Raw genomic sequence first — 10,101 nt, 5'->3', positions numbered from 1 at the left:
TCCGCTGGGCAAGCCGGTCAACGAGCGATAAATCGGCTTAGCACAAGTAATGCCGAGCACACCCACAGGGTGGGGTTATTCGGTCCTCAACCACAAGCGGAGCAGCGGCGAACCACGCGCGCCCGCCCCCGCACCATTGCCTCCGCACACCCCGAAATAGGCGCTGCTGCCTCTGCGCGATTCAGTGTTTCTCGATGACCCGCCGGATGCGCTCGAAGGCCCAGTCGATCTCCTCCCGGGTGATGACCAGCGGAGGCGCGATGCGGATCACGTGGTCGTGCGTGTCCTTGCACAGCACGCCTTCCTCCTTCAGGGCTTCGCAGTAGGGGCGGGCTTGGCCTGTCATTTCGATGCCGATCCACAGCCCCAGCCCGCGGATCTCGCGCAGCTCGCGGCCGTGCAGCGATTCCAGCAGGTTCAGGAAGTAGGAGCCCATGGTGGCCGAGCGCTCCACCAGCTTCTCCTCGACCAGCACCCGCAGGGCGGCGCGGGCCACGGCGCAGGCCAGCGGGTTGCCGCCGAAGGTGGAGCCGTGGTCGCCGGGCTGGAAGACGCCCAGCACCTCCTTCGACGCCAGCACCGCCGACACCGGGTAGAAGCCGCCGGAGAGCGCTTTGCCCACGATCAGCACGTCCGGCCGGATCCCCTCGTGCATGCAGGCGAAGAGCTTGCCGGTGCGCCCCAGCCCCGACTGGATCTCGTCGCACATCAGCAGCACCCCGCTGGCGCTGCAGATCTCCGCCGCCTGCTTCAGATACCCGCGCGGCGGGATCAGGATGCCGGCCTCGCCCTGGATGGGCTCCACCAGGAAGGCGCAGGTGTAGGGGGTGATGGCTTCGCGCAGCGCGCGGGCGTCTCCGAAGGGGATGACCTTGAATCCCGGGGTGAACGGCCCGAACCCGTCGCGGTACTGCTCGTCGGTGGAAAAACTGATCGCGGTGATGGTGCGCCCGTGAAAATTATTGGCGCAGACCACGATCTCGGCCCGGCCGTCGGGGATGCCCTTGACCTGGTAGCCCCACTTGCGCGCCGCCTTGATGGCGGTCTCAACCGCCTCGGCGCCCGAGTTCATGGGCAGCGCCAGGTCGTAGCCGGTGAGCTGATGCAGTTCCTGATAGAACAGCGGCAGCTGGTCGTTACGGAAGGCGCGCGAGGTCAGCGTCACCTTCTGCGCCTGCTCCGTCAGGGCCCGCAGGATGCGGGGATGGCAGTGGCCCTGGTTCACCGCCGAGTACGCCGCCAGGCAGTCGAGATACTTCTTGCCCTCGACGTCATAGACCCAGACGCCCTCGGCCCGCTCGATGACCACGTCCAGCGGCCGGTAGTTGCGGGCGCCGTATTGTTCTTCCAGCTCGATGAATTCCTGCGTGCGAGTGATCTCGATGGTCGGCATAAGTCCTTTCGAGTAGTCGGGAGTCAGGAGTCGGGAGTCAGCTGGCGGACTCACACCAAGCCTTTAGGCCATTCAGCATGCGAGCCACCTCACTCGCCCGATCCAATAGCTCCCTGGCGTTGTCTTCCGTGAGGTAATTCAGGTTTCGAGCAATCTCCAGTTGCGTTTCCACTTCAGTGAGCGAACCGCGAGCCTGTCCGACGAAGCGATGGAACTCCTTCCGCGATGTTCTTCCGTGCCCTTCTGCCAGATTGCTTGGCACAGACACCGCCGCTCGCCGGATCTGATTCGTCAACCCGTAGAGCTCGCACTGAGGAAACGATTGCGTTACGCGGTAAATATCAGTGACCAGCGCCATCGACTTCTGCCAAACCAGCAGATCGCGGTGTCCTTTCATCGCTGACTCCTGACTCCCGACTCCTGACTACTTATCCAAAACCATCGTCAGCAGCGCCATGCGCACATACAGCCCGTTGGTGGCTTGGCGGAAGTACAGGGCCCGGGGATCGCTGTCCACCGTCTTGTCCAGTTCCACGGTGCGCGGCAGCGGGTGCAGGATCATGGCGTTCGGCTTCATGCGTGGCAGCACGCTGGAATCGATGGCGAAGCGCCGCAGCGCCTGCACGTCGGCCACGCGTTCGGGCCGGATGCGCGTCTGGTACACCACGTCCACCTCGCCCACGATCCCGTCGATCTGCGACACCAGCTCGTAATGGACCCCGTGGCGGTCCAGGTACTGCAGGATGTCCGGCCTCATCTGCAGCTCGGCCGGGGCCACGAAGAAGACCTTGACCCGCTCGAACTTGGCCAGCAGATAGGCGAGGGAGCGCGCGGTTCGTCCCTTGTCCAGCTCGCCGATGAAGGCCACGCTCAGCCCGTCCAGCGGGCGCTCCCGGTAGATGGTGTACAGGTCGAGCAGCGCCTGCGTGGGGTGCTGCCCGCCTTCGCCGTCGCCGGCATTGATGACCGGCACCGGCGATACCTCCGATGCCCGCTTGGCCCCGCCCTCGGTATGATGCCGGATCACGATCACGTCGGAATACCCGCCGATGATGCGGATCGAGTCCTCGACCTGTTCGCCCTCAGTCTCCGATGAGAATGCGCGCGCATGCTCGGTGGAGAGCACCCGCCCGCCCAGCCGGTGCATGGCCGCCTCGAAGGAAAAGCGGGTGCGCGTCGAGGGCTGGTAGAACAGAGTGGCCATGATCTTGTTCTGAAAGTCGAGCGTGCCGCCGCGGGCCACCACCCGCTCCATGCCACGCGACCGGTCGAACAGCTCCATCAGCAACGGCACCGTGAACTGCTGGGACTCCACCACGTGCCGCAGGCGCGCGGGATCCGGCGCCGGCTTCTCCGCCACTGGCTCAGGAATGCTTTTCATGCTCACCTGCCGATGATCTCGTGCTCGCGCTCCTCGAGGGCCTGAAGATAGCCATCGGGGACGATGTGGGTGCCCGCCTTGCCGGCGACTGCGTGCTGCAGATTCTCGTACGAGGTGATGACCGCTTCCCGCCCGCCGGCCTTCAGGAAGCGCAACACCGATTCCACCTTGGGCCCCATATTTCCAGCGGGGAAGTAGCCGGCAGCGTAGTGCTTCTCCATGTCCAGCGCCGTCACCCGGGTCAGCGGGCGCTGGGCCGGCTTCTTGTAGTCGAGATAGACGTAGTCGGTATCGGTGGAGATGGCGAAGATATCCACGCCCAGGTTCGAGGCCAGCAGCGCCGAGGCCCGATCCTTGTCGATGACCGCCTCCACGCCTACCAGCTTGCCGTTCTCCCGCACCACCGGGATGCCGCCGCCGCCGCAGGCCACCACCAGCACGCCGTCATTCACCAGGTCGCGGACGACCTCCTGCTCGACGATCTCGATGGGCTCCGGCGACGGCACCACGCGGCGATAGCCGCGGGCGGCGTCTTCCACGATGGTCCAGCCGAACTGGCGCTGCTTCTCTTCGGCGTCGGCGCGCGAGTAGAAAGGCCCGATGGGCTTGCTGGGATGGCGGAAGGCCGGGTCCTTCCGCGACACCACGGTCTGGGTCACCACCGAAACCACGGGGACGTGCAGCCCGGCGGCCGCGAGCTCGTCATCCAGCGACTGCGCCAGCAGGTAGCCGATCTCTCCCTGGGTGGCGGCGCCACAGACGTCCAGAGTGTGCCCGGGCACCTGGTCGGAGGCGCGCTCCGAGCGCAGCAGGTCGGCCCCTACCTGCGGCCCGTTGCCGTGCGTGATCACCAGCCGGTATCCGTCGCGGATGAGGCCGAGGATGGCGGCAGCGGTGCGGCGGGTGTTGGCCAATTGCTCGCCCACCGTGCCTTTTTCTCCGGCGCGGATCAGGCTGTTGCCCCCGACCGCGATCAGCATTGTTTTCATAAGTAGCTGGTAGCTAGTAGCTGGTAGCTAGGCTCCTGTCTGTGCAGACCACGTACGCAAACCCGTCAGTAGCCGCCCTACTTCAGCGACTTTCCTCGTTAGCTCGGTTGCGATGCTTGGCTTTAAGAAGCCGAGATTCTTGGCAAGTTCGACCTGCGTTTCCACTTCGCAAAGCGAACCTCGCGCCTGTCCGACGAAATGGTGCAGTTCGTTCCGCGAGTTCCGGCCGTAACCTTCGGCGACGTTGCTCGGAACCGAGACAGCGGCTCTACGAAGCTGCGAAACGAGGCCGAATCGCTCGTCTTGTGGGAACGTGCGGGTAACACGATAGATCTCGGTGACAAGCTCCATCGCCTTTTGCCATGCCGCAAGGTCTCGATGTCCTTGCATCGTTCCTCCCTAGCTACTAGCTACGAGCTACTAGCTACTTGACCAACTCCAGCGAGGGTTTATGCGCCTCGAACCGCGACTCCACCGGCACGTCCTTCATCAGCTCGTACAGGATCGCCTTCTGCGCGTGCAGCCGGTTCTCGGCCTGCTGGAAGACCACCGAGTGCAGGGAGTCGATGACCTCGTCGGTCACCTCGTCACCGCGATGCGCCGGCAGGCAATGCATGAAGATGGCGTCGGGCTTGGCGCGCGCGAACAGCGCCGCATCCACGCGGAAGGGCAGGAAGACGTAGCGCCGCAGCTCCGCCTCCGATTCCTGTCCCATCGAAGTCCAGACGTCGGTGTAGACCACGTCGGCGTCGCGTACCGCCTCGACCGGGTCATGGGTCAGGGTGCAGGTGGCGCCGGTCTGCACGCCGCGCACCCGCGCCCAGTTCACGGCCTCCGACTTGGGCTCGTAGCCGGGCGGGGTGGCCATCCAGACATGCGCGCCCAACTGAGCCCCGGCGAACATCAGGGAGTGGGCCACGTTGTTGCCGTCGCCGACGTAGGCGATCTTCAACCCGGCGCTCTTGCCCATGACCTCTTCGATGGTCAGGAAGTCCGCCATCGCCTGGCAGGGATGGCTGAAATCGGTCAGCCCGTTGATGACCGGGACGCAGGCGTGCTCCGCCATCTTCTCCACGATCTCGTGGGCGAAGGTGCGGACCATGATTCCCTGCACCATGCGCTCCAGGTTCTTGGCCACGTCGTGCACCGACTCCCGCTTGCCCAGCTGGATCTCCGCCGGCGACAGGTACAGGGAGAAGCCGCCCAGCTGCTGGATGCCGACGTCGAAGCTCACCCGCGTCCGCAACGACGGCTTCTCGAAGATCAGCGCCAGCGTCTTGCCTTCCAGCACCTGGCTGAAATCCAGCGGATGGGCCTTGATGTGCCGCGCCAGGTCGAGCAGGTTGCGGACCTGCTGCGGGGTGAAGTCGCGCAGGGAAAGGAAGTCGTTCATAGCACCACCGCCTCATGGAGCTTGTGCGCCGCCACGGTGAATTCGCCCAGCACCTCGGCCAGCGTCGGCCTGGAGATGCATTCGATCTCGTAGGTCACGCGCACCGCCGGCTTGTTGAGCTTGATGATCCGCGCCAGGTCCACCGGGGTGGCCACCAGCACCAGGTCGCAGGGGACGGCGTTGATGGTCTCCTCCAGCTCGTGGCGCTGCATGTCGCTGTAGCCCATGGCGGGCAGCAGGCGGGTCATGTGCGGGTACTTCCCATAGGTGGTGCGGATGGAGCCGACCGCAAAGGGCCGCGGGTCCACCAGCTCGGCGGCAGCACACTGCCGCGCCGCCACCACTCCGGCGCCGTAGGGCATCTCGCCGTGGGTCAGGGTGGGACCGTCCTCGACCACCAGAACGCGCTTGTTCCGCACTTGCTCCGGGTCAGCCACGCTCACCCGGCACGCGGTCTCGATGACCCGGGCGCGCGGATTGTTCAGGCGCACGTTGCGCCGCACGACGTCCACGCAATCGATGGCCGCCGTATCCACCTTGTTGATCACCACCACCTGGGCCATGCGCAGGTTCACCTCGCCGGGGTAGTAGTTGAGCTCGTGTCCCGCGCGGTGCGGATCGGCCACCACGATCTCCAGGTCGGAGCGGTAGAAGGGGGTGTCGTTGTTGCCGCCGTCCCAGAGGATGAGGTCGGCCTCGTTCTCCGCCTGCCGCAGGATGGCTTCGTAATCCACGCCGGCATAGACTGTGGTGCCCTGGACGATGTGCGGCTCGTATTCCTCGCGCTCCTCGATGGTGCATTGATGGCGCACCAAGTCGTCGAGCGAGGCGAAGCGCTGCACCGCCTGCGCCACCAGGTTGCCGTAGGGCATGGGATGGCGCACCACCACCGGCTTCCAGCCCAGGCGGCGCAGTTCGGCGGCCACCGCGCGCGACACCGGGCTCTTGCCGCATCCGGTGCGCACGGCGCAGACCGAGATCACCGGCACCTTGGCCGCCAGTTGCGTCCGGCGCGCGCCCAGCAACCAGAAGTCGGCGCCCGCGGCCACCGCCCGCGAGCCCAGGTGCATCAGGTTCTGGTGCGAGATGTCGCTGTAGGAGAAGACCGCCACGTCCACCTCGTGCTCGTGGATGATCTTCTCCAGCTCTTTCTCTTCCAGGATGGGGATGCCTTTGGGATAGAGCGGCCCGGCCAGTTCCGGCGGGTAGCTGCGTCCGGCGATGTCTGGGATCTGGGTGGCGGTGAAGGCGACGACCTGGTAGGCGGGCTCGTGGCGGAACACGACATTGAAGTTATGAAAGTCCCGCCCCGCCGCCCCGAGAATGACGACCTTCTTCATAGGGGCCTCGTATGACTGCGGAATGAATTACAGGCTATGGTGCGCCTTGGGGCGGGCCGGCGGCAGTGAGGGCAGTCACTCGGATGTGTGACGGCACTATCTGTATGTAGTTGAGCGACAGAGAGTTACGCAGAGCATCCGACCCGGCCAGCAGCCCCCCGGGGGTGTCATCCTGAGCGAGGGCGTACTCATCCCATCTGTCATCCTGAGCGAGGGCGCATGCCCGAGCGAAGGACCCCTCGACTGCCCGCAGCTTGAGGGCTGCTCGCAGGCGCTTCGGTTCGAGATGTCACAGACAGGCGCGGCTGCAGTTGCTAGGTTGCTTCCATGCGCGAGCATCGCTATTGGGTGTACATCGTCGGCAGCAACTCCGGAACGCTGTACATCGGCATGACCAATGACCTGAGCAACCGCGTCCGACAACACAAGAGTGGCGAGTTAGAAGGCTTCGCCGCCAAGTACGGGTGTGATCGATTGCTTTGTTACGAGGAGTACGACAATGTCCTGAAGGCGATCCGACGGGAGAAGGAACTAAAGGGCTGGAGGCGCTCGAAAAAGATCGCACTGATCGAGAAGCTGAACCCGCGCTGGGCTGACCTGGCTGAGCACCTCGATGCCGAGATGCTGATCATCGGAGAGGCCCAACGCTGAGCATTCCGGGCCGGAGTGCCTGTACGCGGCATCGTCAGGTGCGAATTGGCGGGGGTCCTTCGCTCGGGCAGGCGCCCTCGCTCAGGATGACAGGGTTGAAAAATTCGGGTTTAATCGGGCTGCCTGATCATAAGCAACAGAACGGCCAACCCACGTCAGGAGTTGGGAGCTAGAGCCCCCCGGGCAAATTCACATGAGGGCGACTCGGCTGGCTATTTGGGAAGACTCAAGTTTGGACACGCCGATTCTTGGGTTATAGGTAGTAGTCTGGCCCGCCCGCAGCCGCACTTTGGAGCACGTCGGGGCAAATCCTACTGCCGTGACGAACACGTCGTAGAAGCCCGGTGGCAATTCAGCAGAGAACTTGCCGTCACGCTCGACGGTGATGCGGACATCTTCAATTCCTCCGCCGGAGGGGTGAATCAGCACCCAGGCACGCGCGACAGGCGACCCGTCGACAACGCTGGCAACTTGGCCGCTCAGCACACCATTCCCCGAGGTGGACGCGACGGCGGTCAAGACCACGAGTAAAGAAAGTAAAGCAAACGTCAGTTTCATCAGTGCACCTCTCTAACTCAAGGCGGGTGGGCAACCCCTGCCGCCGTCTTCTTCTCCAACACGCGCCGGGCTAAGGCTACTCCGTGCCCGCGTGGATGGTGAAGCGCTGGTAGCGGGCCCAGGCGCCGGGCTCGTCGCCGGTCAGCAGGTGCCAGGCCTCGCGGTACTGCTCGTAGTCACATCGCGTCTTCCTGCGCCTCCGCTCCACCGGATACAGACGAGCGTTCCGCTTCCCGTGTACGGCGTCTACCGGAATCACATACCAGACATCGACCTCAGGTAGGGCCACCACGAGAAAGTCGAAATCGCGCCGGTCTAGCTTTTGATTCGTGCTGCGGACCTCGTAGCCCCGGCCCATCCGACGGGCCCACGCCGATTTCACCTGCACGCGGTTCATGGCATGCCGGATATTGAAGACGACGTAGTCGTAGGGATCGGAGTCGCCCAAGGGTTTGGAAACCCTCAGTCCCTGGCCGAGGGCCTTGGCGACGAAGGCGGCTTCGGCCCATTCGCCGCGGCGCTTGGTGCTGCGCATGAACGGGTGCAGCAGTTTCTCCCATCGTCGCATCCGCACATGCTAGCTGGCGGACAACCAGCCGGCTGTGACGCCCGTCACCCACTGTGCCCTCCAGCGGCCAAAGCCGTCCATTCTTCTGTTCGGGAACGCCACTACCTCAGGCGGATAGGACACCCGCTGACGCGCCGCGCCAGGAGCCACGAAGTCAATAAAATTTCATGGGGCAACGACATTCCGCTTGCAGTGAACGCGGTAAACTATCCGGGTTTGTGGGGTAAGTAGCTCTTAGTGCCATCGACAGAGGCGCAAGAGACCCTTGTTGGCGTGCGCATGACCTGGCGCCACCAACAAAGGTCGAGTTGTGGGGGCGTCTCTCGAAACATGAGGATGCGTTCCCGCTCATCGTCACGCACTGGCCCGGCTCGATCGTCGAGCCGCTGAAGAATCATCGCTAACCTTCGCGCCCTTCTCCGCGGGGAGGTGTCCTGTAAACAACCTGACGCGACTCTCACGCTAACGGCCGTGTTCGCACTCGGTCCTGTCCTAGCCAATGCAAAGACCGACGGCTTCGAAATGCCTTGGTCGAGAATGAAGGAGACACATATGAAGATCGTAGTGATCGGCGGCAGTGGGCTCATTGGATCAAGGCTTGTCAACCAGCTTCGTGCGCACGGACACGAGGCGGTGGCGGCATCACCCAAGTCTGGGGTCGACACTCTCACCGGCGAGGGGCTGGCCGAAGCGCTGAAGGGCGCCTCCGCAGTCGTGGACGTATCGAACTCTCCCTCCTGGGAGGACGCAGCCGTGCTGAACTTCTTCGAGACATCCACCCGTAACCAGCTCACCTATGAAGCGGCCGCGGGGGTAGGACATCACGTCGCGCTGTCAGTGGTGGGAACCGAACGGCTGTCCGAGAGCGGTTATTTCCGGGCCAAGATCGCTCAGGAGAGACTGATCAAAGAATCTCCGGTCCCCTACTCCATCGTGCAGGCGACGCAGTTCTTCGAGTTCGTCAAGGGCCTTGCCGACATTTCCATGGTCGGCGGCAAGGTGCATCTGCCTCCCGTGCTCTTCCAGCCGATGGCCGCCGACGATGTCGCGAGTGCCTTGAGAGGGATCGCGGTAGGCCCGCCGCAAAATGGCACTGTCGAAATAGGAGGGCCGGAACAGTTTCGCGTGCATGAACTCGTACGGCGGCGCTTGGCGTCGCTCAAAGATCCCCGCGAAGTCATCGCCGACCCACAAGCGCGTTACTCTGGGGCGAAGATCGGTGAGACGACACTGGTTCCGGGCAAGAACGCACGACTCGGCGAGACGCGTTTCGAGACCTGGCTCACTCAGTCCGCAGCAGAGACCGCGGCGGCGTGAAGACTGGTTCCGGGCTGAACAGGAGCTCGTGCGGCACCTCGCGTAGCTGCGAGGTGCCGCCAATACACCCCGGCGCGCGTTGAAATGGCGTCGGGCAAGCGAAAGGCTTGGCTATGACGTTCACACGGTTGGTTCTGCTACTGGCATGTCTCATGTCCGGCACGCTGACGTCACAGGAGGCTAAGGTCACGGAGCTCATGTCGAAAGACCTGACAAACATTCCCGGCAAGGAGGGTCTGATGCTCACCGTGGAATATCCGCCGGGCAGTTCGGACCCGATACATCGCCACAATGCACATGGGTTCATCTATGTGCTGGAAGGCTCGATCGTGATGCAGGTGAGAGGCGGAAAGGAAACGACCCTGGCACCTGGTCAGACCTTCTACGAGGGCCCGGAGGATGTTCACGTGGTTGGGCGGAACGCAAGCCAGACCAAACCCGCGAGATTCGTCGTGTTCTTCGTGAAGGACAAAGGCGCCCCCGTGTTGGTACCCAGCAACTAACTGCGAAC

The 10,101-nt window shown here is 63.8% G+C and carries 11 protein-coding genes; 3 read left to right on the top strand and 8 right to left on the bottom strand.

Annotated features, from left to right (window positions below; all coding sequences use genetic code 11):
- Nucleotides 1-181: 181 nt before the first annotated feature.
- From rocD to VMS96_05295, 6 genes are all read right to left on the bottom strand, one after another.
- Complete coding sequence (gene rocD, locus VMS96_05320; protein ID HVP42828.1) at nt 182-1,393, bottom strand: ornithine--oxo-acid transaminase; 1,212 nt, start codon at nt 1,391-1,393, stop codon at nt 182-184.
- A 37-nt stretch (nt 1,394-1,430) separates the two neighbouring features.
- Nucleotides 1,431-1,790: a four helix bundle protein gene (locus VMS96_05315; protein HVP42827.1), complete on the bottom strand. Its 360-nt coding sequence runs from the start codon at nt 1,788-1,790 to the stop codon at nt 1,431-1,433.
- Between the two features lie 27 nt (nt 1,791-1,817).
- Nucleotides 1,818-2,774, bottom strand: coding sequence for an aspartate carbamoyltransferase (gene pyrB, locus VMS96_05310; protein ID HVP42826.1), 957 nt, complete (start codon nt 2,772-2,774; stop codon nt 1,818-1,820).
- Nucleotides 2,775-2,776: 2 nt separating this feature from the next.
- Nucleotides 2,777-3,763, bottom strand: a complete 987-nt coding sequence (gene arcC, locus VMS96_05305; protein ID HVP42825.1) for a carbamate kinase — start codon at nt 3,761-3,763, stop codon at nt 2,777-2,779.
- 424 nt (nt 3,764-4,187) lie between these two features.
- Nucleotides 4,188-5,156 (bottom strand): ornithine carbamoyltransferase, encoded by a 969-nt coding sequence (argF, locus tag VMS96_05300; protein ID HVP42824.1) that lies wholly within the window; start codon nt 5,154-5,156, stop codon nt 4,188-4,190.
- Complete coding sequence (locus tag VMS96_05295; GenBank protein ID HVP42823.1) at nt 5,153-6,496, bottom strand: cyclic 2,3-diphosphoglycerate synthase; 1,344 nt, start codon at nt 6,494-6,496, stop codon at nt 5,153-5,155. The genes argF and VMS96_05295 overlap by 4 nt, the downstream gene beginning before the upstream one ends.
- Before the next feature lie 327 nt (nt 6,497-6,823).
- Between VMS96_05295 and VMS96_05290 the strand changes: the two genes are divergently transcribed.
- Nucleotides 6,824-7,147: a GIY-YIG nuclease family protein gene (locus tag VMS96_05290; GenBank protein HVP42822.1), complete on the top strand. Its 324-nt coding sequence runs from the start codon at nt 6,824-6,826 to the stop codon at nt 7,145-7,147.
- A gap of 189 nt (nt 7,148-7,336) precedes the next feature.
- Here the strand turns inward: VMS96_05290 and VMS96_05285 are convergent, their stop codons facing one another.
- Together VMS96_05285 and VMS96_05280 are read right to left on the bottom strand one after the other, a co-directional pair.
- Complete coding sequence (locus VMS96_05285; GenBank protein HVP42821.1) at nt 7,337-7,705, bottom strand: carboxypeptidase-like regulatory domain-containing protein; 369 nt, start codon at nt 7,703-7,705, stop codon at nt 7,337-7,339.
- Nucleotides 7,706-7,781: 76 nt separating this feature from the next.
- The gene (locus VMS96_05280; protein HVP42820.1) at nt 7,782-8,273 is read right to left on the bottom strand and encodes a group I intron-associated PD-(D/E)XK endonuclease; all 492 of its coding nucleotides are present in this window, start codon (nt 8,271-8,273) and stop codon (nt 7,782-7,784) included.
- A gap of 552 nt (nt 8,274-8,825) precedes the next feature.
- Between VMS96_05280 and VMS96_05275 the strand changes: the two genes are divergently transcribed.
- Together VMS96_05275 and VMS96_05270 are read left to right on the top strand one after the other, a co-directional pair.
- The gene (locus VMS96_05275) at nt 8,826-9,590 is read left to right on the top strand and encodes an SDR family oxidoreductase (GenBank protein HVP42819.1); all 765 of its coding nucleotides are present in this window, start codon (nt 8,826-8,828) and stop codon (nt 9,588-9,590) included.
- A 152-nt stretch (nt 9,591-9,742) separates the two neighbouring features.
- On the top strand, nt 9,743-10,093 hold the full coding sequence (locus tag VMS96_05270) for a cupin domain-containing protein (GenBank protein ID HVP42818.1): 351 nt from the start codon (nt 9,743-9,745) through the stop codon (nt 10,091-10,093).
- Nucleotides 10,094-10,101 lie beyond the last annotated feature (8 nt).

It is taken from the genome of Terriglobales bacterium (assembly GCA_035543055.1).
Classification (GTDB): Bacteria; Acidobacteriota; Terriglobia; order Terriglobales; family Acidobacteriaceae; genus JAIQFD01.
This window is presented reverse-complemented; position numbering and strand designations above follow the sequence as displayed.

Coding starts and splice junctions, on each gene's coding strand:
- rocD (HVP42828.1), bottom strand. CDS start 1,393: ATGCCGACCATCGAGATCACTCGCACGCAGGAATTCATCGAGCTGGAA.
- VMS96_05315 (HVP42827.1), bottom strand. CDS start 1,790: ATGAAAGGACACCGCGATCTGCTGGTTTGGCAGAAGTCGATGGCGCTG.
- pyrB (HVP42826.1), bottom strand. CDS start 2,774: ATGAAAAGCATTCCTGAGCCAGTGGCGGAGAAGCCGGCGCCGGATCCC.
- arcC (HVP42825.1), bottom strand. CDS start 3,763: ATGAAAACAATGCTGATCGCGGTCGGGGGCAACAGCCTGATCCGCGCC.
- argF (HVP42824.1), bottom strand. CDS start 5,156: ATGAACGACTTCCTTTCCCTGCGCGACTTCACCCCGCAGCAGGTCCGC.
- VMS96_05295 (HVP42823.1), bottom strand. CDS start 6,496: ATGAAGAAGGTCGTCATTCTCGGGGCGGCGGGGCGGGACTTTCATAAC.
- VMS96_05290 (HVP42822.1), top strand. CDS start 6,824: ATGCGCGAGCATCGCTATTGGGTGTACATCGTCGGCAGCAACTCCGGA.
- VMS96_05285 (HVP42821.1), bottom strand. CDS start 7,705: ATGAAACTGACGTTTGCTTTACTTTCTTTACTCGTGGTCTTGACCGCC.
- VMS96_05280 (HVP42820.1), bottom strand. CDS start 8,273: ATGCGACGATGGGAGAAACTGCTGCACCCGTTCATGCGCAGCACCAAG.
- VMS96_05275 (HVP42819.1), top strand. CDS start 8,826: ATGAAGATCGTAGTGATCGGCGGCAGTGGGCTCATTGGATCAAGGCTT.
- VMS96_05270 (HVP42818.1), top strand. CDS start 9,743: ATGTCCGGCACGCTGACGTCACAGGAGGCTAAGGTCACGGAGCTCATG.